This window comes from Imbroritus primus (genome assembly GCF_964332355.1).
Lineage (GTDB): Bacteria > Pseudomonadota > Gammaproteobacteria > Burkholderiales > Burkholderiaceae > Imbroritus > Imbroritus primus.
The window spans coordinates 2,142,741-2,163,749 of sequence record NZ_OZ201293.1 but is presented as its reverse complement, the minus strand read 5'-3'; the positions used below and the strand labels follow the sequence as shown (position 1 = coordinate 2,163,749).

The 21,009-nt window shown below is 62.9% G+C and carries 19 protein-coding genes, 1 tRNA gene and 1 pseudogene; 17 read left to right on the top strand and 4 right to left on the bottom strand.

Annotation, left to right across the window (positions count from 1 at the left end; genetic code table 11):
* Positions 1 to 49 precede the first annotated feature (49 nt).
* Entirely contained in the window at positions 50 to 853 is an 804-nt protein-coding gene (folE2, locus tag ACQ3C8_RS09895; protein ID WP_009523703.1) for a GTP cyclohydrolase FolE2, read from the top strand.
* Positions 854 to 951: 98 nt separating this feature from the next.
* Here the strand turns inward: folE2 and tsaD are convergent, their stop codons facing one another.
* The gene (gene tsaD, locus ACQ3C8_RS09890) at positions 952 to 1,992 is read right to left on the bottom strand and encodes a tRNA (adenosine(37)-N6)-threonylcarbamoyltransferase complex transferase subunit TsaD (protein WP_428851457.1); all 1,041 of its coding nucleotides are present in this window, start codon (positions 1,990 to 1,992) and stop codon (positions 952 to 954) included.
* Positions 1,993 to 2,103: 111 nt separating this feature from the next.
* Here tsaD and ACQ3C8_RS09885 point away from each other — a divergent pair, with 111 nt between their 5' ends.
* Positions 2,104 to 3,306, top strand: coding sequence for an NAD(P)/FAD-dependent oxidoreductase (locus ACQ3C8_RS09885; RefSeq protein ID WP_428851456.1), 1,203 nt, complete (start codon positions 2,104 to 2,106; stop codon positions 3,304 to 3,306).
* Positions 3,307 to 3,374: 68 nt separating this feature from the next.
* On the opposite strand, the gene ACQ3C8_RS09880 is transcribed toward ACQ3C8_RS09885, so the two are convergent.
* Entirely contained in the window at positions 3,375 to 3,722 is a 348-nt protein-coding gene (locus ACQ3C8_RS09880) for a hypothetical protein (protein ID WP_428851455.1), read from the bottom strand.
* Between the two features lie 304 nt (positions 3,723 to 4,026).
* Here ACQ3C8_RS09880 and rpsU point away from each other — a divergent pair, with 304 nt between their 5' ends.
* The 8 genes from rpsU (at position 4,027) to ACQ3C8_RS09840 (ending at position 13,100) form a co-directional block, all read left to right on the top strand.
* A complete protein-coding gene (gene rpsU / locus ACQ3C8_RS09875; RefSeq protein ID WP_009523699.1) occupies positions 4,027 to 4,239 on the top strand; it encodes a 30S ribosomal protein S21 in 213 nt (70 codons plus the stop codon).
* Positions 4,240 to 4,358: 119 nt separating this feature from the next.
* On the top strand, positions 4,359 to 4,808 hold the full coding sequence (locus ACQ3C8_RS09870; RefSeq protein ID WP_009523698.1) for a GatB/YqeY domain-containing protein: 450 nt from the start codon (positions 4,359 to 4,361) through the stop codon (positions 4,806 to 4,808).
* Positions 4,809 to 5,061: 253 nt separating this feature from the next.
* Positions 5,062 to 6,873, top strand: coding sequence for a DNA primase (gene dnaG, locus ACQ3C8_RS09865; protein WP_428851454.1), 1,812 nt, complete (start codon positions 5,062 to 5,064; stop codon positions 6,871 to 6,873).
* Between the two features lie 404 nt (positions 6,874 to 7,277).
* Positions 7,278 to 9,857, top strand: a complete 2,580-nt coding sequence (gene rpoD, locus ACQ3C8_RS09860; protein WP_428851453.1) for an RNA polymerase sigma factor RpoD — start codon at positions 7,278 to 7,280, stop codon at positions 9,855 to 9,857.
* A 57-nt stretch (positions 9,858 to 9,914) separates the two neighbouring features.
* Positions 9,915 to 9,993, top strand: a tRNA-Ile gene (locus ACQ3C8_RS09855).
* A gap of 725 nt (positions 9,994 to 10,718) precedes the next feature.
* Positions 10,719 to 11,699: a Bug family tripartite tricarboxylate transporter substrate binding protein gene (locus ACQ3C8_RS09850; protein WP_428851452.1), complete on the top strand. Its 981-nt coding sequence runs from the start codon at positions 10,719 to 10,721 to the stop codon at positions 11,697 to 11,699.
* Positions 11,700 to 11,829: 130 nt separating this feature from the next.
* Complete coding sequence (locus ACQ3C8_RS09845) at positions 11,830 to 12,501, top strand: alpha/beta fold hydrolase (RefSeq protein WP_428851451.1); 672 nt, start codon at positions 11,830 to 11,832, stop codon at positions 12,499 to 12,501.
* Positions 12,498 to 13,100 carry a cysteine dioxygenase gene (locus ACQ3C8_RS09840; protein WP_428851450.1) on the top strand — a complete coding sequence of 201 codons (603 nt, stop codon included), beginning with the start codon at positions 12,498 to 12,500 and terminating at the stop codon, positions 13,098 to 13,100. Before ACQ3C8_RS09845 ends, ACQ3C8_RS09840 begins: the two co-directional genes overlap by 4 nt.
* A gap of 42 nt (positions 13,101 to 13,142) precedes the next feature.
* On the opposite strand, the gene ACQ3C8_RS09835 is transcribed toward ACQ3C8_RS09840, so the two are convergent.
* Positions 13,143 to 14,060 (bottom strand): LysR family transcriptional regulator, encoded by a 918-nt coding sequence (locus ACQ3C8_RS09835; protein ID WP_428851449.1) that lies wholly within the window; start codon positions 14,058 to 14,060, stop codon positions 13,143 to 13,145.
* Positions 14,061 to 14,090: 30 nt separating this feature from the next.
* Here ACQ3C8_RS09835 and ACQ3C8_RS09830 point away from each other — a divergent pair, with 30 nt between their 5' ends.
* From ACQ3C8_RS09830 to ACQ3C8_RS09805, 6 genes and pseudogenes are all read left to right on the top strand, one after another.
* A complete protein-coding gene (locus ACQ3C8_RS09830; RefSeq protein WP_428851448.1) occupies positions 14,091 to 14,378 on the top strand; it encodes a hypothetical protein in 288 nt (95 codons plus the stop codon).
* Positions 14,379 to 14,513: 135 nt separating this feature from the next.
* The gene (locus ACQ3C8_RS09825) at positions 14,514 to 15,029 is read left to right on the top strand and encodes a flavin reductase family protein (protein ID WP_428851447.1); all 516 of its coding nucleotides are present in this window, start codon (positions 14,514 to 14,516) and stop codon (positions 15,027 to 15,029) included.
* A gap of 135 nt (positions 15,030 to 15,164) precedes the next feature.
* Complete coding sequence (locus tag ACQ3C8_RS09820) at positions 15,165 to 16,241, top strand: LLM class flavin-dependent oxidoreductase (protein ID WP_428851446.1); 1,077 nt, start codon at positions 15,165 to 15,167, stop codon at positions 16,239 to 16,241.
* Between the two features lie 239 nt (positions 16,242 to 16,480).
* Positions 16,481 to 17,104: pseudogene (ribB, locus tag ACQ3C8_RS09815) on the top strand (3,4-dihydroxy-2-butanone-4-phosphate synthase); the annotation flags it as partial.
* Positions 17,105 to 17,268: 164 nt separating this feature from the next.
* Positions 17,269 to 18,477, top strand: coding sequence for an acetate/propionate family kinase (locus ACQ3C8_RS09810; RefSeq protein ID WP_428851445.1), 1,209 nt, complete (start codon positions 17,269 to 17,271; stop codon positions 18,475 to 18,477).
* A 15-nt stretch (positions 18,478 to 18,492) separates the two neighbouring features.
* Positions 18,493 to 18,966: a universal stress protein gene (locus ACQ3C8_RS09805; protein WP_428851444.1), complete on the top strand. Its 474-nt coding sequence runs from the start codon at positions 18,493 to 18,495 to the stop codon at positions 18,964 to 18,966.
* A 74-nt stretch (positions 18,967 to 19,040) separates the two neighbouring features.
* Here ACQ3C8_RS09805 and ACQ3C8_RS09800 read toward each other — a convergent pair whose 3' ends face one another.
* On the bottom strand, positions 19,041 to 19,883 hold the full coding sequence (locus ACQ3C8_RS09800; RefSeq protein ID WP_138750734.1) for a class II aldolase/adducin family protein: 843 nt from the start codon (positions 19,881 to 19,883) through the stop codon (positions 19,041 to 19,043).
* A gap of 101 nt (positions 19,884 to 19,984) precedes the next feature.
* Here ACQ3C8_RS09800 and ACQ3C8_RS09795 point away from each other — a divergent pair, with 101 nt between their 5' ends.
* Positions 19,985 to 20,890, top strand: a complete 906-nt coding sequence (locus ACQ3C8_RS09795) for a LysR substrate-binding domain-containing protein (RefSeq protein WP_428853059.1) — start codon at positions 19,985 to 19,987, stop codon at positions 20,888 to 20,890.
* Positions 20,891 to 21,009 lie beyond the last annotated feature (119 nt).

Below are 21,009 nucleotides of genomic sequence, written 5' to 3'. Positions count from 1 at the left end.
GGCCCGGCATTCTGCGAGCGGGCCACGACCGTAGAGGAAACCAGGTCTCATGAACGATATCAATCCCGCTTTTGTGATGCCGGATGTCCAGTCCACACCGGATACCCGCCAGATTCCCATCCAGCGCGTCGGCGTGCGCGGCGTACGCTACCCGTTTTCACTTGAAACCCCGCAGGGCGTGCAGGCCACGGTCGGCACGTTCAATCTGGATGTGCATCTGCCGGCCGACCAGAAGGGCACGCACATGTCGCGTTTTGTCGCCCTGCTGGAAAACCAGAAGGGTCCGCTGAGCCTGGTCGGCTTCAACGGCCTGGTCGAGGACATGCTGCAGCGGCTCGAGGCCGAGGCTGGCCGTATCGAGGTGACATTCCCATATTTCATCAACAAGACTGCGCCGGTGTCCGGCGTGCAGTCGCTGCTCGACTATGAAGTGACGCTGATCGGCGAGATCCGTGACGGCAAGTCGACGCTGTCAATGAAGGCACTGGTGCCGGTGACGAGCCTGTGCCCGTGTTCCAAGCAGATCTCACAGTATGGCGCGCACAACCAGCGCTCGCATATCACCATGCATGTCGAACTGGTGGCCGACCTGCCGGTCGAGGAACTGGTGCGCATGGCCGAGGAAGAGGCCTCGTGCGAACTGTGGGGCCTGCTCAAGCGTCCGGATGAGAAGTTCGTGACCGAGCGCGCCTACGAGAATCCCAAGTTCGTGGAAGATCTGGTGCGTGATATCGCCATGCGCCTGAATCGCGACGACCGCATCGTGGCCTATGTGCTGGAAGCGGAAAATTTCGAGTCGATCCACAACCACAGCGCCTATGCCGTAATCGAGCGCGACAAGCGCAAGGCTTGATCGGTTCGCTCCGTTCGATGTTTCCCCGACATTCCCGCTACGGCGGGAATGTTGCTTTGGGGCGTTGGTTTTTCTCTCCGGCGCGAGGGGTCGCGCTATCAACCTGCTACCGGTGCCGGGATACGGATATCCTCCAGATCCCAGCGCGGCGTGATGCCGAAACCGTAGCCATCCTGAACCTGCTCCGGATCGGCCTGCAGGCGCATGGCGCCGGCAAAGGCGATCATCGCACCGTTGTCGGTACAGAATGCCAGTTCCGGGTAGTACACCTTCAGCCCGCGCCGCTGCGCGTCATGGTTGAGGCGCGCGCGCAGCTGGGCATTCGCGCCCACGCCGCCGGCGACCACCAGCCGTTTCAGGCGCGTCTGCTTCAGGGCCGCCAGCGCCTTGCCGGCCAGCACGTCCACTGCCGCATCGACAAACGCGCGCGCCAGGTTGGCGCGGTCCTGCTCGCACACATTGCCGAGCTTGCGCACCTGGGTCAGCACCGCCGTCTTGAGTCCCGCAAAGGAGAAATCCAGATTGCCCGAATGCAGCATCGGGCGCGGCAATTCGTAGGCGCCCTCGATCCCGAATTCAGCCAGCCGCGAGACCGCCGGGCCACCCGGGTAGTCGAGGCCGAGCAGTTTGGCGGTCTTGTCGAAGGCCTCGCCGGCCGCATCGTCGAGCGTTTCGCCTAGCAGCGTGTACTGGCCGACGCCGTCGACGCGCATCAGCTGCGTGTGGCCGCCCGATACCAGCAGCGCCACGAACGGGAACGCCGGCGGATCGGAGGCCAGCAACGGTGACAGCAGATGGCCTTCCAGATGATGCACGCCGATCATCGGCACCCGCAGGGCGTAGCCCAGGGCGTTGGCGAACGATGCCCCGACCAGCAACGCGCCGGCCAGGCCGGGGCCGCGCGTATAGGCGATCGCATCGATGTCAGCACGGGTGCGTCCGGCGCGCTGCAGGACCTCGTTCAGTAGTGGCACCACGCGACGGATATGGTCGCGCGAGGCCAGTTCCGGCACGACGCCGCCGTAGGCCCGGTGCATGGCGATCTGCGAGTGCAGGGCATGTGCCAGCAGGCCGTCGGTCGTGTCATACAGGGCCAGGCCGGTTTCATCGCAGGAAGATTCGACACCGAGAACGAGCATGGGAACAGCGCAGGAATGACAAGGATGCGCGCAGCGTAGCACAAGCCGGCCATGCCGGTGCGGGCGGCTCCGTTACAATGCGCGTCATTCTGTTTCTGGATGGTGAATCGAATGTCCCGCTACGATCTGGCCGTGATTGGCGCAGGCGCTGCCGGCATGATGTGCGCGGGGGTGGCCGGGCAGCTGGGCAGCCGCGTGCTGCTGCTGGACCACGCGACCCGGCTGGGCGAAAAGATCCGCATCTCGGGCGGCGGGCGCTGCAACTTCACTAACCTGCATGCCTCGCCGGCCAATTTTTTGTCGCAGAATCCCCATTTCTGCCGCTCCGCGCTTGCACGCTATACGCCGCAGGACTTTCTTGACCTGTTGCGCAAGCATGACATCGCCTGGCACGAGAAGCACAAGGGCCAACTGTTCTGCAACGATAGCGCCGAGGACATCATCGCCATGCTGCGCGCCGAATGCGCCGCCGGCGACGTGGCGCTGCGCAGCGGCTGCACGATCCAGGCGGTGCGCCGGGCGGGCGATGACTTCGAGATCGACACCACCCAGGGCGTGTTTCGCAGCCGGCAACTGGTGGTGGCCACCGGCGGGTTGTCCATCCCCAAGATCGGTGCGACGGACTTCGGCTACCGGCTGGCGCGCCAGTTCGGACTGCACATCATCGAAACCCGGCCGGCGCTGGTTCCGCTAACGTTTCCGGCCGAGGCTTGGGCGCCGTTTGCGCAATTGTCCGGCATCGCCCTCGATTGCCAGCTGAGTACCGGCGCAGGCAAGGGCAAAGGCAGTTTCCGCGAAGACCTGCTGCTGACCCATCGCGGCCTGTCCGGGCCGGCCATCCTGCAGATTTCCAGCTACTGGCAGCCGGGCACCGCCATTGCGGTCGACCTGTTGCCCGACGACGATGCCGCGGAGTGGCTCCTGGACGAAAAACAGGCCTCGCGCCGCCACCTCAACAACGTGCTGGCGCAGCGCCTGCCTGCCCGGCTGGCCGATGCCTGGTGCGCCATGGAAGGGGTGTCCCCCACGGCGCCACTTGGCGAACTGCCGGACAAGGCCCTGCGACGCCTTGGCGAACGGCTGAACCGCTGGGAACTCCGGCCGTCCGGCTCGGAGGGCTACCGCAAGGCCGAGGTCACACTGGGCGGCGTCGATACCCGCGCCCTGTCATCTGCGACGATGATGGCGGAGTCGGTGCCTGGCCTCTATATGATCGGCGAAGTCGTCGATGTCACCGGCTGGCTTGGCGGATACAACTTTCAATGGGCGTGGGCATCGGCAGTCGCGGCAGCGCGCGCGGCAGCCGCGTACTAGCCGGGTGGGTTGGGGGCGCTGTACTGGCACGCGAGCCGCTTGATCGCGGCCGCACATGAGGAGCTGACTTACCAGGGAAGCTGGCGCTGATTCAGAGATGGGCTGCGCTGGGTGTACGGGTTGAACGTGATCGGCATGAAGGGAGCGGGTGCCAGGCTGAGAGGCGCGCCATGAAAGTTGCGCTCCGGTGTGAGGGCTTGGTGATCACCGTACTTGCCTTTCTTGTCCGCGCGCAAGTCGTCCCGGCTGATGCAGGCGCTTGGCGTCTGGGTGCCGAGGATCGGCTCATGCATCGTGCGGTCGCGCGACGGCGACGACTTGCGTTTGCTCCCTGCGGATTGCGAAACACCGGATGATGCTGGATCTGGGGCATTGACGTGAAGGCTGGGGTGGGCTGAATTGTTAACGGAGAACATGTTGGCGTCGCTCAGTAAATAAAACTTAAATCTGAAATTAGAAAAATTTACATCGTTATCCTATAAAGATTGCTCTTGCGACACTATTAAAGAACTGTAAATTCGCGCCCGTTCCCCACCGCGGGCATCGTGCCCCGAGCGACTCCCCCGGGAGTCCACCGACTGATGTCACTGTGCGCTGGTTGGCGCCCACCCACATGACTATGCCGCCATGAGCCACTAAAATTGCCAGAGGGCTGGCAATTTTTCCAAAAAGCTGCTACAGTCGCAGTCTTTGCAAACCCTGCACAAGAGTTACGGGCACATGACCACTATTCGCTTGAAAGAAAACGAGCCGTTTGAAGTTGCGATGCGTCGCTTTAAGCGCACCATCGAAAAGAATGGCCTGCTCACGGAACTGCGCGCACGCGAGTTCTATGAGAAGCCGACGGCCGAGCGCAAGCGTAAGAAAGCAGCTGCCGTGAAGCGCCACTACAAGCGCATCCGCAGCCAGATGCTGCCGAAGAAACTGTACTGATTACAGTCGGCATCGCAAGAACCCGCTCAGCGTTTCGCTTGAGCGGGTTTTCGTCGTTCATGAATCGAATTTATGGCGGGTGTGTGGGCACTGTCCCATTGCCGCCTCAGGAGTGTTCCATGTCCCTCAAAGACAAAATCACCGAAGACATGAAGACCGCCATGCGCGCCCGCGAAGCCGGCCGCCTTGGCACCATCCGCCTGTTGCTGGCTGCCATCAAGCAGCGCGAGGTGGATGAGCGGATCACCCTGGACGATGCCGCCGTGCTGGCCGTCATTGACAAGCTGGTGAAGCAGCGCAAGGATTCCATCACCCAGTTCCAGCAGGCCGGGCGCGATGATCTCGTGGCGCAGGAGCAGGCTGAGCTCGTCGTGCTGCAGGATTACATGCCGGCCCAGCTGAGCGCCGACGAAACTCTGTCCGAGGTCCGCAAGGCGGTTGCCGAGACCGGCGCTGCCGGCCCGCAGGACATGGGCAAGGTCATGGGCGTGCTCAAGCCGCGCTTGGCTGGCCGCGCCGACATGACGGCTGTGTCGGCCCAGGTCAAGTCGGTGCTTGCCGGCCAGTAAGGCTGGCGGTAGCCTCCTATGGAAAGTGGCTGCGCGGCCACGGCTTTTATATTGCACGTTGCGCGCCTGTTCCGGCCATTGTTTTTTTGCGCGGCGGCTGCGTACGCCGCACGCGTGTTCAGGCATTCGGCGCGCCGTTGCTTCACGCCTCTGCATCCGCTTGTTATAGTGTCAGCGTGGTCCGCTCTGGCGGACCATGGCTTTCCAGCGGAGCGCTGCTCTGGCACCCGCCGTTCTCAGGACCCTCATCCGCGTGATTCCACAAGCTTTTATTCAGGATCTGCTGGCTCGCGTCGACATCGTCGATGTCGTCGGGCGCTACGTGCAGCTGAAGAAGGGCGGAGCGAATTTCATGGGGCTGTGTCCGTTCCATAACGAGAAATCCCCGTCGTTCACTGTTTCCCCGACCAAGCAGTTCTATCACTGCTTTGGCTGTGGGGCGCACGGCTCGGCCATCGGCTTCCTGATGGAGCATTCGGGCGCGTCGTATGTGGAAGCGATCCGTGATCTCGCGCAGTCCGTCGGGCTCGTGGTGCCGGAGGAGCGCGATCACCTGCCGGCCGGCCAGCGCGCCGCGCAGCAGGCGCGCACACTGGCGCTGAGCGAGGCGATGACGCGCGCGAGCGAATTCTACAAACGCGCCTTGCGGGGCGCGCAACCGGCCATCCAGTACCTGAAGCGGCGTGGCCTCACCGGCGAGGTGGCTGCACGTTTTGCACTCGGCTATGCGCCGGACGACTGGCAATCGCTCGAGTCAGTATTTGGCAGCTACCGGGACGATGCCGTGGCCGGTCCGTTGATCGAAGGCGGTCTTGTCATCGAAAGCGAAAAGACCGATACCGATGGTCGCCATCGGCGTTATGACCGCTTCCGCGACCGCATCATGTTCCCCATCCGCAATACCAAAGGTCAGGTCATTGGCTTTGGCGGACGCGTACTTGATGGCGGGGAGCCCAAGTACCTGAATTCGCCCGAGACGCCGCTGTTCAGCAAGGGTAACGAACTCTATGGCCTGTTCGAGGCCCGCCATGCCATCCGCGAAACCGGCTATGTGCTGGTGGTGGAAGGCTATATGGATGTCGTCGCGCTTGCCCAACTGGGGTTTGCCAACGCCGTGGCGACGCTTGGCACCGCGTGTACCCCGATGCATGTACAGAAGCTGTTGCGCCAGGCCGATACCGTGATCTTTTCCTTCGATGGCGACAGCGCCGGGCGGCGTGCTGCACGGCGCGCGCTCGAGGCTGCCTTGCCCCACGTGGCCGACAACAAATCCATCCAGTTCCTGTTCCTGCCATCGGAGCATGATCCTGACAGCTTCGTCCGCGAACAGGGCCAGGAAGCCTTCGCCAGCGAAATCCGCAATGCCATGCCGCTGTCGCGTTTTCTGCTGCAGTCCGTCAGCGACGGTCAGGATCTGCGCCAGCCGGAAGGGCGGGCACGCACGCAATACGAGGCCAAGCCGCTCCTGCAGGCCATGCCGGCGAGCGGCCTGCGCCTGCAGATCGTGCGCGGCCTGGCGGAACTGACCGACACCACGCCGGCGGATATCGAAGCGCTGTGCGGCTTGAAGAGCGATCCGGCCCAGGCTGGCCGGATGACCCGTCCCCGCCCGCGCACCAACCGGCAGGCGCCGACGGCATTGGAGCAACGCGTACTCCAGTTGCTGATGCGCTATCCGCATTTCGTGCAGCACGTCGATGAGGCCACCCGCAACGGCTTGTGCGATGACGGGCAGCCGCAAAGCGAGGTGCTCGCGCACCTGCTTGGCGAGTGTGCCGTCATGGGCGAGAACGTGAATTTCGCGGGATTTTCCGAAGCCCTGGCGCAATCGCCCTATGCCGAGACCTATGCCGCAGTGCGTACCGCTGCGCTCGCGGACGATATCGAAGAGGCGCCTGCCCTCGCGGAATTCCAGGGCGCGCTCGCCAAGTTGCTGGCGGAGCCGCTCAAGCGCGAGCTGGCCGTCCTGCAGCAGCAGATCGAATCCGGGACGGCTGACGATGCCGCCCGGGAGCGCCTGCGGTGGCTGATTGGCGAGATCACGCGGCGCCGCCAGATGGCGTAAGGCGCCGGGAGGTGCCGTCATGCCGGTTGGTCCTGGCGGTGTTTCGGACTGAGGCAGGAGCCAAAGGCGATCCGGGCATCCATCCGGCGCAGGGATCTCCGGAATGTTTGGCGATGCAGAGTGCACTTTTGATTCGACAAACTGGAAGTGATGTTCTATACATTCAGAGACCAGCCGCGTGCTTGAGATCGTCATGAACCAAAGGCGTGGCTTCCCGTGGCAGTCCTTCTGCGGCGCTGGCCGGACGGTAGAAAGCCACGTTCGGCATCATTTTGTAACGGCTCTAAGCCTTGATTTCACAGGTAAAAACCTCAATTGACTCATAAGCGAGGGTGCCGGCGTGCTACAATAGCCGGTTCCGATTGCGAAATCTTTTTCCCCTTTTGGTAAAAGTGAGCGTTCCCATGGCTAAGACGAAGGCGTCCGCGACCCGAACTGCAACTCCGGTGGCAAGTCGGGGCGCAGCGAAGGCAGCATCTGCAGTCACGAAAGGTAAGGCATCCGCGACACGGACAGCCAAGCCTGTGGCGGGCGCGAGCAGGGGAACGCAAGCCGCAGGGAAAACCGTCGCAAAGAAAACCACGGACCGCGCCACCGACCGCGCAGCCACCCGTACTACGCCAAAAAGCACCCCAAGCGCCGAAATGGTTGCCAAGGTCGCTGCCAAGGTAGCCAAGGCTCCTGCAGCGACCCGGACCACGGCCTCGCGCGCCGCGTCTGCGGCCAGTGCTCCTGCACGCGGTAGTGTGGCCAAGAGCAGTCAGACGCGTACCGCCAGCGTGGCATCAGTAAAAGGTAAGCAAAACATCGTGTCGAAACAGAAAGATACCGAAGTCGAGAAGAAAACCGTGTCCGCTGCTGCACGCCCGGCCAAACCGGCAGTCGCGGCAGTCCCGGCGGCGGAGCCGAAGAAGCGCGGTCGCAAGCCCAAGGCTGCTGCGCAGGCCGACGATAGCGTGGCCGATCTCGGCGAAGAGTTTTTCGAGGAAGACATTCCCGCCGATGTGCCTGCCGCCAAGTCCGACAAGCAGCGCGCCAAGGACCGCAAGGCCAAGGAAAAGGCCCTGCTCAAGGAGTTCGCCTCGACCCAGCCAGGTACCGAGGAAGAACTGGAGCTGCGCCGCCAGAAACTCAAGGCTGTCATCAAGCTCGGCAAGTCGCGCGGCTACCTGACCTACGCCGAAATCAACGACCATCTGCCTGACGACATGGTCGAGGCGGATGCGCTCGACACGCTCGTTGCCACGCTGAACGACATCGGCATCGCCGTCTACGAACAGGCGCCGGATGCCGAGACGCTGCTGCTCAACGACAACGCACCCAACGTCACCACCGAGGAAGAAGCCGAGGAAGAAGCCGAGGCTGCGCTCTCCACCGTGGACTCCGAGTTCGGCCGCACGACCGACCCGGTACGCATGTACATGCGTGAAATGGGCACGGTCGAACTGCTGACGCGTGAAGGCGAAATCGAGATCGCCAAGCGGATCGAAGCCGGCCTGAAAGACATGGTCATGGCCATCTCCGCCTGCCCGGTCACCATCGCCGAAATCCTCGCCATTGCCGATCGCGTTGCCAATGACGAGATCAAGATCGACGAATTCGTGGATGGCCTGATCGACCCGAACGCCGAAGAGGCCGGCGACATCGACTTCTCCGGCGCCGCCACCGCTGCCGCCGATGACGAAGAGCAGGATGAGGACAGCGACGAGGAAAGCGACGAAGACGAGAGCGATGAAGCCGCAGCGGCGGGCGCCTCGGCTCGTCAGCTCGAGGAGCTGAAGCAGGCCTCGCTCGAGAAATTCCGCATCATCGCCGACCAGTTCGACAAGATGCGCCGCGCCTTCGAGAAGGAAGGTTACAAGTCCAAGCCGTACGTCAAGGCACAGGAAGCCATCCAGGCCGAACTGATGACCGTGCGCTTCACTGCACGCAATGTCGAACGCCTGTGCGACACGCTGCGGGGCCAGGTGGACGAAGTGCGCAAGCTCGAACGCGCTATCCTGAACATCGTCGTGGACAAGTGCGGCTTCCCGCGCAGCGATTTCGTTGCCCGTTTCCCCGGCAACGAAACCAATCTGGACTGGATCCAGACACTCGTTGCCGACAACAAGCCGTACAGCGAGATCATCGAGCGCAACGTGCCCGCGGTGCAGGAACTGCAGCAGAAGCTGATCGATCTGCAGGCGCGCGTCGTGCTGCCGCTGCCCGAACTCAAGCAGGTCAACCGCAAGATGTCGGAAGGCGAGAAGCGGGCGCGTGAAGCCAAGCGCGAGATGACCGAGGCCAACCTGCGTCTCGTGATCTCCATCGCCAAGAAGTACACCAACCGTGGGCTGCAGTTCCTCGACCTGATCCAGGAAGGCAACATCGGCCTCATGAAGGCGGTGGACAAGTTCGAATATCGCCGTGGCTACAAATTCTCGACCTATGCCACGTGGTGGATCCGTCAGGCCATCACGCGCTCGATCGCCGATCAGGCCCGCACCATCCGCATTCCGGTGCACATGATCGAAACGATCAACAAGATGAACCGCATCTCGCGCCAGATCCTGCAGGAAACCGGTAACGAACCGGATCCGGCAACGCTGGCCGAGAAGATGGAAATGCCCGAGGACAAGATCCGCAAGATCATGAAGATCGCCAAGGAGCCGATCTCCATGGAAACGCCGATCGGTGACGACGACGATTCCCATCTGGGCGACTTCATCGAAGACACCAACACGCTGGCGCCGGCCGAAGCTGCGCTGCGTGACTCGATGCGCCACGTCATGAAGGACGTACTCGACTCGCTCACGCCGCGCGAAGCCAAGGTACTGCGCATGCGCTTCGGTATCGAGATGAGCACCGACCACACGCTCGAAGAAGTCGGCAAGCAGTTCGACGTCACACGCGAACGCATTCGCCAGATCGAAGCCAAGGCCCTGCGCAAGCTGCGCCACCCGAGCCGGTCCGACAAGCTCAAGAGCTTCCTCGAAGAGAACTGATCCGCCAGCAGTGATGTGCGGAGCCACCGCCGGGCTTGCCCGGCGGTCTGCCGTTCAGGGCCTCTAGCTCATGCCTGGTTAGAGCAGCGGACTCATAATCCGTTGGTGCCGTGTTCGACTCACGGGAGGCCCACCAGCAGTATCGAAGGGTGACAGGATTTTTCCTGTCACCCTTTTTGTTTTGGATCGATCGCTGGTGCATTCCCACGAACGCCGATAGGCAAGATCGTAACTTTGAGCCGTTGGGAACGCTTGACTCCTTGGTTGTGGATGTCGCGATTTCTCAGGATCACGAACATCTCTTCTCTTCATGATTGCCATGTCCCGATTCACGCGCGCATGAACACATACCACGCCCGCATATGAATCCCGCTCATGGGGCGTCGACACCGATTTCACTTTATTCCCTTCACGCACAAACCTATATTGGCCATGTCCCGGGTCCTGACGTGCTTGCGGAGGCGATCTTCATGGGCAACATGACCTGACATCAAGGAAGGGATATGAGTGAACCAATCTCGGGGAGCACTTCGCCCACTGTGTGGTGCCGATGCTCGCCGCCGCGTCAGCGATGTCACGGCAGCCTGCTGGCGCATGAACACGTGACCATGCGTCAAAAGTAATCCGCTTTCCTGCGGGCGCCGCAGACAGCGCGAGCAACTGCGGCAGCGCCCTGCATAAGAACCTGCGCGTCATGATACCGGCGCATATATGGCTCGGTGCCTGCACGCCAACCGCAGGGCGGCTTTCTGTTGGCAGTGTGGCAGTCAGATGCCGCAGTACGGGCAACATGCATCCATCTGTTAAACCGTCATACCCAATCGGCGAGACAGCCGAGGGAACCTCTAGGAGACACAGTCCATGATCAAGAATCGCCGTCAATTCCTGCAAGGGGCAAGCGCCATCGGTGCGTCGCTTGCATTTCCCGTGCTGGCCAATGAAGCGTATCCCAATCGCCCGATCCGTATCATCTCGCCGTATCAGTCGGGCGGCATCGTCGATATCCTGTCGCGCATCGTCGGCGAAAAATTCTTCCAGTCGATGGGACAGCCGGTGGTCGTGGAGGCCAAGCCCGGCGCAGGCGGAAACATCGGCACGGCGTACGTGGCGCGCAGCTCGCGCGGCGATCCCTATACCCTGTTGATGGCTGCGAGCGGACCGCTGGCACCGAATGTCACGCTCTACAAGAATCTTGGCTACGATCCGCTAAAGGACCTCGTCCCCATTTCGCTGGTCGCCGCGACACCACTGGTGCTGTGCGTCAACGCGTCGAGCAAGGTCAAGAATTTCTCCGAGTTCGCCAGCCTCCTGAAGGCGCAAGGCGAAAAGATCAACTTCTCGAGTGTCGGGGCGGGTACGCCGCAGCATCTGGGGGTCGAGCTGATGCAGCAGCTGGGTGTGAAGAGCATGCACATCCCGTACAAGGGTGCATCGCTGGCGGTCACGGCCTTGTTGGCCAACGAGGTTGACTATTCCATCGACCACCTCGTGCTGGTGCTGCCGCATATCAAGGCCGGCAAGCTGCGCCCACTGGCGGTGACTTCGCCAAAGCGCACGCCGGAGCTGCCCGATGTGCCGACCATGCAGGAAGCCGGCCTGAGTGGCTATGAAGTGCGCGGATGGTATGGTTTGATGGCGCCGGCGGGCGTGCCGGACACCGTGGTGCGCAAGCTGAATGCCGAGACGGTCAAGGCCCTGCGCCATCCGGAGGTCGTGTCAAAGCTTGCCAGCCTGGGCTCTGAGAGTGTCGCGGGATCGTCCGAGGAGTTCCGTACCCTGATCGCGAGCGAGATCACCAAATGGCGTGATGTCATCACCAAACGTGGCATCACCGTTTCCTGAGGAGTCATTCGTGCCGTTCATTGAATCCGATGGCGCGCGGGTCTTCTGACGGACCGATGGTCGTCGGGATGCGCCCGCGCTAATCCTTGCCAATTCCCTCGGCAGCGATACCTCGTTGTGGGATGGCCTCATGCCGGCGCTGTTGCGCCACTACCGCGTGCTGCGGCTCGATCTACCCGGCCATGGCGCTTCCAGCCTGATTGGCGGCAGAACCACGTGGACGGTGCCGCAACTGGCGAATCAGGTCCTGCTGGCGGCGGATGCAGCGGGCATCGACCAGTTCTCGTTCGTCGGCGTGTCGGTCGGCGGCATGATCGGCCTCTGGCTGGCGGCCAACACCGTTCGCGTCCGGCGCCTGGTGGTGTCGAATACCAGTGCCAGCGTCGATGCCGGCGTCTGGAGCGCGCGCATCCAGACGGCCCGGGAGCAGGGCTTGCAGGCGCTGGTCGACGGCACGATGCAACGCTGGTTCAATGCCGGTTACCTGGCCACCGATCCTGTCGATGTGGCGACGATCCGCGAGCATTTCCTGCAGGTCGAGCTGGGCGGCTACATCGGCTGCAGCGAGGCGATCCGCGATGTCGACCTGCATGCCTGCCTGGCGCACATCAGCGCACCGACCCTGGTGATTGCCGGCATCGACGATGCGGCCATGCCACCCCGGCTCGGGCGTGCGATTGCCGATGCGGTGCCAGGTGCGCAGTACGTCGAGCTGGCTACGGCGCATATTCCGCATATCGCGGAACCGTTGCCGTTTCTGGAAACCATCCTGCATCATCTCGCACCGGGAGGATCGGCATGACGGCACAGGAGAGCGAGGGCAGGCTGCTGCAGTTTGTCCAGCACATGCATGCGATCGTTGATGAGCCCAACCTGCCGGAGCATGAGATCCTGCGGCGCACAGGCCGGCATCTGCACCAGCTGGTAGCACACGACGACTGGCTGCCGGAAGCGTTCGCGCAGCCTCATCCGGAGTTCTATCGCCAATACCTGCTCTATGGCGACCCGCTCGACCGTTTCTCGGTCGTGAGTTTTGTCTGGGGCCCGGGCCAGCGCACGCCGGTCCACAACCACACGGTGTGGGGCGCCATCGGCATGCTGCGAGGTGCGGAATGGGGACAGGCGTATGTCGCGCGCGATGGCATGTCGACCGCGCCAGCCGGCCCACCCGAGCGCCTCGAGCCTGGCATGGTGGCCTTCGTCTCACCCGGCATCGGCGATGTGCATCAGGTATGGAATGCATATGATGATCGCGTGTCGATCAGCATCCATGTCTATGGCGGCAATATCGGGCGCATCGAACGCCAGGTATTCGCGGCCGGTGAGCCGACCGTCAAGGCGTTTGTCTCGGGATACTCCGGGGACATCACGCCCAACCTGTGGGCCCGTGCGCCACAATAGATTCGCCAGTGCTCTCGCTGGAATCAACCTGCGGTGGCGTTGCTACCGCTGGCTGGCCGCTTCCTGGACGCAGCGAATCAGCCAGAGAAGCGCCGGGTCTGCCGCGTAGCGGACATGCCATGCAATGTACATGGAAACTGGCTGCGTTTTGAATGGCAGCTCGTGCACGCTCAGGTCGAACGAGCGCGCGAAGCTGTGGCGCATCTGGTCGGGTACCGTGCAGAGATAACCGGTCTCGGCAGCGGTGGCAAGCATGGCGTAGAAGGTCTGCACCGACGCGCCGATGCGGCGCTGTACACCGATTTCCGAGAGTGCCGCGTCAATGCGGTTGGAGCGCGCATTCTGCCTGTGCAGCACGACGTGCGGCCGCTCCAGATACAGGTCCAGCGGCATTTCCTCGGTCGCTGGCGCTTCCGCCTTGCGGATCATCGTGACAAAACCGAAATCAGTCAGGTGCTCGCACCGGATGCCGGGCGTATGAAACGGCTGGCGCGTGATCGCCAGATCCAGTTCACCTGATTCCAGCAACGCTTCCGTCGAGTCCAGGTCCGGCATCGCCAGGCTGCGGATGACCACGCCCGGCGCCTGCGCGCAAGCCAATCCCAATACCTTGGACACCAGCCAGCTTTCTACATGATCGTTGGAGCCGAGCCGCAATTCCATTTCCGCAGTTTCCGGCTCGAACGTCGAACGGACCCGCAATGCATTGGTGATCTGCAGCAGTGCCGCCTGCACCGGCCCGATGATCTCGGCCGCGCGCGGCGTCGGCACCAGGCCGTCGCGGCCAGGAACAAACAGCGGATCGCCCACGCGCAGGCGCAGGCGTTTCAAGGCATGGCTGACTGCCGACTGCGTGAGCGAGAGCCGTTCTGCTGCGCGGCTCACGCTCCTGGCTTCCCATACGACGACAAACACCGAGAGCAGGTTCAGGTCAAGCGATTGGATGTTGAAACGGCTCATGGCGACAGTGTGATCGATGGCGGAAAAAAGATGAAAGGCAATACCAGAGTATCGCGGCAGGACATCGTGCGCGGTGCTGGCGTGTTCCTCAGGTTTTCAATTCTATGCGCAGTTGCCCCATGCCTGCTCTCGGGCTTTCTACCAGTCACGTTGCGCATCGCCATCAATATGTCTGTGCCTGAGCCTGCATTCGGCCAGCAGCGATGGCGTGCGGACAAGCACGGGGGACGCATCGCGCTTTCCGGTCGTGCGGCGAGCGTCACGCAACAAGGGCCCAAGAGGAACCAGCTGGAGAACCGCGCTGTGCCTTGCGTATGAATCGGGCTCATAGGGCGATGACGCCGATTTCACTTTATTTGGGACAAGGTTCAAACCTATATTGCCCCTGTCGCCGATCGCAATGCTGCACACGCAGCGTGCGATGGCAGCGGACAGAAACATCAAGGAGCCGATATGGATACCACGTTCGACAGCAAGCAGTTTCGCGGTGCGCTCAGTGCCTTTGCGACCGGCATCACCGTGGTCACCTCGCGCTCGGCGGATGGCAAGGATTTCGGCCTGACTGCCACCAGCTTCAACTCGGTGTCGCTCGATCCGCCCATGGTGCTGTGGAGCCTCGATTGCAAGTCGTCCAATGCCGCGGCGTTCGAACAGGTGGATGCCTTCGCCGTGCATATCCTGGCCGCTGGCCAGGAGCATATCTGCAAGCAGTTCTCCACGCGCGGCATCGACCGCTTCGCGGGACTCGACCTGACGCGCGGCCATGGCGACGTGCCCGTGATCCAAGGTTGCACGGCGGTGTTCGAGTGCCGCATCGCGCATCGCTACCAAGGCGGGGACCACGTCATCATGGTTGGTGAGGTGCTCTCGTTCTCCACGGCGCCGAGCGATCCGCTGGTGTTCTACCGAGGCAAGATCTCGGGGCCATTCTGCACCGCTGAGCCGGAGCCGGAGTTACTCCGCGCCTGAGGTCATGCATGCATTCCGGTACGCCATCCGGCGCGCCACCACCAACAGATCCCATGCAGTCACGTACTGGAGCGTCATGAGCCTTCCGGCCAGGCCGCGCCGAACGATCGTCACTCCATCATGAAAGGAAGCACCGTGGAACAAAAACAAGCCGCACAAGAAAAGAAACTGTCGATGGGCTGGTTCATCCCGACACATGGCGACAGGTCATCGTTTGCCGCCGATGCCGAGGTCAAGTTCTCGCTCGATCATTTCGAAAAGGTAGCCAAGGCAGCCGAGGATGCCGGTTTCGAATACGCGCTCGTGCCGACCACCAAGGACTGCTGGGATGCGTGGATCATTGCCACGTATCTCGCCGCCCGCACCGAGAAACTGAAGATGCTGGTTGCGCTCAAGCCGGGCTTTGTGCAGCCGGTGGCGCTGGCCAAGATGGTGGCGACGTTCGACCAGATCGCCGGTGGCGGCCGCTGCCTTATCAACCTGATCGCCGGCCAGAGCGCCGCCGATGCCAAGGCGGAAGGCCAGCCCGAATCGAAGGAGACGCGCTATGAACAGCTGGCCGAAGAGGTCGAACTGCTCAAGCGGCTGACGACCGAGGAGAGCGTCAAGTTCGACGGCAAGTTCCATCATCTCGATCACCCGAAGGTGGTACCCAACCGTACCGGTTGCCCGCCTTTCTACCTCGGCGGCGGTTCGGAATTCGCCGCCGAGATTTCCGCCAAGCATTCGTCGACTCACCTGTTCTGGGGCGACTACCCGGAACGCATCGCCACCCAAATCAAGGAAATGCGCGAGCGCGCCTCGCGGTACGGCCGCGAGAACGAACTGCAGTTCGCGATGCGCCTGCAGATCATCTGCCGGGAGACCGAGGCCGAGGCGTGGGACCACGCGCACCAGCTGGTCGCCAATGCACACGGGCGCAAGGAGTACATGGACGGCAACCGCACTGGCTTTGATTCGGCGGCCAATAACCGCCAGCGGGAACTGGCATCCGTGAAGGATCACATGCTGACGCCGCACCTCTGGTCAGGCATCTCGGACGTACGCACGGGCTCAGGCGTCGCCGTGGTGGGCAATCCCGATCAGGTCGCAGGGCAGTTGCGGGAGTTCATCGATGCCGGCTGCTCGGGCTTCTGCCTGTCCGGCTTCCCGCATGACCAGGAGGCCGAGATCTTTGGCCGCCATGTCATGCCGTTGCTGATGAAGCGCTGATCTTTTCATCATTGTTCGTATCAGGATGTGTTGACGTGACGACTCTCGAACTTGCCCCGTTTCCTTTCGATACCTTGTCCTTCGAACGTCGGCCGGCCAGCCGCCGTGTCGAGCCGGCTGTGCGATTGCCCGGTCTGGACGCGGGGCGGCCACAGCGTCCGTCCACATCCGGGCTGATGCCGCCAGCACTGGCACGCTCGGGTACCGGCACTCCGCCGCACGAGGGTGCGCGTGCTACGTTGGAAAGGACTCCGGTCGGCGCCAGCCTTAGCGGCCCGACCGAGATCATCGCCGCGCTGCAGCGTGGCGAGGCGGTGATCCTCGTGGATGACGAGGATCGCGAGAATGAGGGCGACCTGGTCGTCGCGGCGGACTGTGTGTCGGCGGCCCACATCAACTTCATGGCCCGCCATGGACGCGGACTGATCTGCCTGACGCTCACGGAGCAGCGCTGCGATGAACTTGAGCTTCCGCTGGCCGAGCAGCGCAACACCGGCGGACGCAGCACCAACTTCACGGCTTCCATCGATGCCGTGCATGGCACCACCACCGGCATTTCCGCTGCCGACCGTGCCATCACCATCCGCGCCGCCATCGATCCCGCAACGCGCCCGCAGGACCTGATGCAGCCAGGCCATGTCTTTCCCCTCATGGCGCGACCCGGTGGCGTGCTCGAGCGCCCCGGGCACACGGAGGCGGGATGCGACTATGCGGCATTAGCGGGCTTGCGCCCGGCTGCCGTGATCTGCGAAATCATGAGGGACGATGGCGAGATGGCCCGGCTGCCGGATCTGCTCGTGTTTGCGCAGGTGCACGGGCTGAAGATTGGCACGATTGCCGATCTGGTGGCGTTCCGGCGTAAGCTGCTGCTGGCGCAACCCATCCATGGACGAGCGGTAGTATTTTTTGGCTAAAGCGCTACGGTTGTGCCCCATAATCTGTGCGACGATACTGCCAGCGCGTGCGAGCCCGCTGGTAGATCGTTGACGGATTTGCGAACGCCGTGGGACATCAAACTTTAGCCACTATGAATGAAGCACTTATCCTGGTCCTGAATTGCGGGTCGTCGAGCATCAAGTTCGCAATCTTCGATGCCGCGCCCGAGCCGCTGGGCAAGCGGCCCTGGTGGCAAGGCAAAGTGCAAGGGATCGGCAGTGCGGCCGCGGAGATCATGGAGACTGGCGTGGCGCCTTGCCCGGTGGCGCTCGGCAGTGACCAGCCATACCGCAGCGCTCTTGCCGTGATCCGCGCGCGCATCCGGGAAAGGCTCGCCGGTCGCCAGCTCAGCGCCGTCGTCCACCGGGTCGTGCATGGCGGCAGCAAGTACTTCCAGCCAGTGTTGGTGGATGCCGCCGTACTGGCGGATCTCAAGAAATACATTCCGCTTGCCCCGCTGCACCAGCCCTTTGCACTCGACGCGATCGAAAGCCTGCTTGAGGAGCATCCGGAACTGCCGCAGGTCGCCTGCTTCGATACCGCGTTTCATCACACCATCCCGAAGGCCGAACAACTTTTGCCGCTGCCCTATGAGGCCTGGCAGCATGGCTTGCGGCGCTATGGCTTTCACGGGCTATCTTACGAATACATGACAACGGCCCTGGCCGAACGCCATGGCGATGCCGCCCGCGGCTGTACCATTGTGGCGCACCTGGGCAGTGGCGCGAGTCTTTGCGCCATGCGCGGACTGCAAAGCGTGGCGACGACAATGGGATTTTCCTCGCTGGACGGCTTGATGATGGGCACCCGCACCGGCGCGCTGGATCCCGGCGTGGTACTGCACCTGATGGAAGTCGAGAAGCTGTCGTTGCAGCAGGTTGGCGATCTTCTTTATCATCGCAGCGGGCTGCTGGGCCTCTCTGGCATATCGTCGGAGCCGCGTGTCATCGTGCAACACGAGAGCGATGCCGGTGAAGTCGGCGAGCGCGCCCGTTTTGCGCTGGATCTCTATGTCCGGCGTATCGTACGGGAGATCGGCGCCCTCATCACGGCCCTTGGCGGATTCGATATGCTGGTGTTTACCGCCGGCGTGGGCGAGCACAATGCATTCGTCCGCGAGCGGATATGCCGGGCGCTTGGCTTTCTCGGTGTACGTCTGGATGATGCCGCGAATGCAGCCAATGCGGCCGTGGTGTCCGCTACGCGCAGCGCGGTGCTGGTCTGCGTCGAACCGACCAATGAAGAATGGGTGGCGGCCGGGCATGCCCGCGCCTTGCTGCAGCCTGCCCGCACGTCCTGACCTTGGAGAAATGCCGTGTATTCCCGACTTCTGGTCCCGATTGATGGAAGCCCGACGGCGCATCTCGCGCTGGAGCATGCCTCGACGCTGGCGCGCCTGAGCGGAGCGACGGTGGTGTTGCTGCATGTCATCGAGGCAACCGAGTACAGCCATGGCTTTGAGTCCGCCACGGTCTACTTCAATGAGGTCCGTCCCGGCTTTCTGGCAATGGGGCAGGCGCTGCTGGACAAGGCCGCCAGCCAGCTGCAACAGGACGGCGTCGCGGTGGAAACCGTGCTGGTCGAGAGCAAGGGCAGCCGTGTGTCGGAGCTGGTCGCCGCGCAGGTCGAGACGTCACGCTGCGATCTGGTCATTCTTGGCACGCATGGCCGCCGAGGCGTGAATCGTTTCCTGTTGGGTAGCGATGCCGAGCAAGTCGCGCGGATTGCCTCGGTGCCTGTCATGCTCGTCCGGGCGCCGGTCGGCACGCATCCGTCCAGCACCGCATGAGCAGAGGAAAATGAAAACCCCGGACCCGCTCTCGTGAGTGGGTCCGGGGCAAGGGCTGCAATAGGGCCGCAATTTTAATCGAACATATCCGGCTGGGTCTTCACCAGCTGATCCCAGATCGGCTGGAAGTGCAGCCAGCCGATGTACTCGCTGCCCACATGCTCGCGGCTGTAGCGCGAACGCTCCGGCGATACGAACACCGGCTTGCTGCCGGTGGCTTCCACCATCAGCTGCTGCTGGCAGCAACGCTCCAGCGCGATAAACCAGAACGCCGCCGATTCGATGCTGTGGCGGCTTGCCGTCAGCAGGCCGTGGTTCTGGTGGATCGCCGCCTTCACGCCCTTGAACCAGTCGGCCACCTTCGGGCCAGCCTTCTTCTCCACCGCCACCTGGCCGGCTTCGCTCTTGATCACCACGTGGTCTTCGTAGAACGCCGCCGCGTCCTGCGAGATCGGGTCGAGCGGCTTGCCCAGCGCGGCAAAGGCCGTGCCGTAGGTGGTGTGGGCGTGGCACATGGCGACGATGTCCGGGTGCGCTTCATGCACCGCGGCGTGCAGCACGAAACCGGCGCGGTTGATGGCGTACTGGCCTTCGACGACCTTGCCTTCGTGATCCGCGAGGATCAGGTTGGAGACCTTGACCTGCGAGAAGTGCACGCACATCGGGTTGGTCCAGTACAGATCCGGGAATTCCGGGTCGCGCACCGTCAGGTGGCCGGCAAAGCCATAATCGAAGCCTTGCAGGGCAAAGGCGCGGCAGGCGGCGACCAGGCGTTCCTTGAGGTGCTGGCGGTGTTCAGCGTGGGTTGCGAAGGTGGGCAGTTCAGGGTAGATCAGGCCAGCCTGCTCGGGCTGGTAAATGGAAATGCGGTCGCCAGTCGTCAGTTTTTCCAGCGGTTGGTCGAGTACTGCTGCCATGACAGCTCCTTGGGGAAATAAGGGTGGGAGACCCTTGCATGGTCGCCGTCCCGCACCGGATTGACAAACGATGACTGTTCATGAAAACATGAATGAGATTCATGAATTTCGAGATCATGCGGCGCATTCCCAATTTCGTCTTGCTGCGCGCGTTCGAAGCCGCCGCTCGCCATGAAAGTTTCACGCTCGCGGCCAACGAGCTGCATCTGACCCAGTCCGCGATCAGCCACCAGATCCGCGAGCTGGAGGAGTATTTCGGCCGCAAGCTGTTCATCCGGCGCAATCGCCGCGTCGAACCGACAGCAGAAGGACGGCGGCTGCGCGATCACCTGTCGCGTGCCTTCGACCGCATCGAGGCGGCCTGCAACGAGGTTGCGGAGGCCCCGGCTGCGCAGGTGCTCACGGTGTTCAGCTCGCACAGCTTCGCGGTGAAATGGCTGAGTCCGCGTCTGCCGGAGTTCATGCAGGCCTATCCCGACATCACCATCCGCGTGCGCTCCGGCTCTGCGCTCATCGACCTGACGCAGATGGAAGACATCGATATCGCCATCACGTATGGCGCGGCAGCGGAGCGTCCCGGCCTGGTGGTGCGGTCCTTGGGGGCGGAGCAGATCGTGCCGCTGGTCTCGCCGCGCCTGCTGGATGCAGCAAGCAGTCTTCCCGAGCAGATGCAGCGCCTGCCGCTCATCGACTCGCAGCTCAGTCCCGTGACGTGGCAGGACTGGTTTGCCGCCAATGGCATGGTGTGCCCCGCGCGGCCGCGCACGTCGTTCGACCGGGGCGCGCTGGCGATTTCGGCTGCGGTCGATGGCGTGGGCGTGGTGCTGGAAAGCGTGCGGCTCGCCGAGCGCGAGATGGCCCGCGGCGAGCTGGTGCCGGTGGGCGCGTCCGTGTTCCAGACGCTCGCGCGCGAGACGCATTTCCTCTCCTACCGCAAGAATCAGCAGCATCTGGCCAAGGTTCGGCTATTCATCGAGTGGCTGATCCGGCAGCTTGGGGCCGCTTGAGCGGATTGCTTGGTTCCCGACAGCCCGCCCCTGCCGCGTTGTGACAGCGGAGCAGGGCGGCGTGTACGGCATGCCGGGCGGACAGCCGGATGGTGGCCGTTCCAGCCGTAGGCTCCCCA

What these genes read in the sequence shown, in the direction of transcription:
- rpoD (WP_428851453.1), top strand. Translation starts at nt 7,278, where the DNA reads ATGGCTAAGACGAAGGCGTCCGCGACCCGAACTGCAACTCCGGTGGCA.
- ACQ3C8_RS09840 (WP_428851450.1), top strand. Translation starts at nt 12,498, where the DNA reads ATGACGGCACAGGAGAGCGAGGGCAGGCTGCTGCAGTTTGTCCAGCAC.
- ACQ3C8_RS09800 (WP_138750734.1), bottom strand. Translation starts at nt 19,883, where the DNA reads ATGGCAGCAGTACTCGACCAACCGCTGGAAAAACTGACGACTGGCGAC.
- ACQ3C8_RS09825 (WP_428851447.1), top strand. Translation starts at nt 14,514, where the DNA reads ATGGATACCACGTTCGACAGCAAGCAGTTTCGCGGTGCGCTCAGTGCC.
- ACQ3C8_RS09870 (WP_009523698.1), top strand. Translation starts at nt 4,359, where the DNA reads ATGTCCCTCAAAGACAAAATCACCGAAGACATGAAGACCGCCATGCGC.
- ACQ3C8_RS09885 (WP_428851456.1), top strand. Translation starts at nt 2,104, where the DNA reads ATGTCCCGCTACGATCTGGCCGTGATTGGCGCAGGCGCTGCCGGCATG.
- tsaD (WP_428851457.1), bottom strand. Translation starts at nt 1,992, where the DNA reads ATGCTCGTTCTCGGTGTCGAATCTTCCTGCGATGAAACCGGCCTGGCC.
- ACQ3C8_RS09880 (WP_428851455.1), bottom strand. Translation starts at nt 3,722, where the DNA reads ATGTTCTCCGTTAACAATTCAGCCCACCCCAGCCTTCACGTCAATGCC.
- ACQ3C8_RS09795 (WP_428853059.1), top strand. Translation starts at nt 19,985, where the DNA reads ATGAATTTCGAGATCATGCGGCGCATTCCCAATTTCGTCTTGCTGCGC.
- ACQ3C8_RS09850 (WP_428851452.1), top strand. Translation starts at nt 10,719, where the DNA reads ATGATCAAGAATCGCCGTCAATTCCTGCAAGGGGCAAGCGCCATCGGT.
- ACQ3C8_RS09830 (WP_428851448.1), top strand. Translation starts at nt 14,091, where the DNA reads ATGAAAGGCAATACCAGAGTATCGCGGCAGGACATCGTGCGCGGTGCT.
- folE2 (WP_009523703.1), top strand. Translation starts at nt 50, where the DNA reads ATGAACGATATCAATCCCGCTTTTGTGATGCCGGATGTCCAGTCCACA.
- rpsU (WP_009523699.1), top strand. Translation starts at nt 4,027, where the DNA reads ATGACCACTATTCGCTTGAAAGAAAACGAGCCGTTTGAAGTTGCGATG.
- ACQ3C8_RS09810 (WP_428851445.1), top strand. Translation starts at nt 17,269, where the DNA reads ATGAATGAAGCACTTATCCTGGTCCTGAATTGCGGGTCGTCGAGCATC.
- ACQ3C8_RS09835 (WP_428851449.1), bottom strand. Translation starts at nt 14,060, where the DNA reads ATGAGCCGTTTCAACATCCAATCGCTTGACCTGAACCTGCTCTCGGTG.
- ACQ3C8_RS09845 (WP_428851451.1), top strand. Translation starts at nt 11,830, where the DNA reads ATGCCGGCGCTGTTGCGCCACTACCGCGTGCTGCGGCTCGATCTACCC.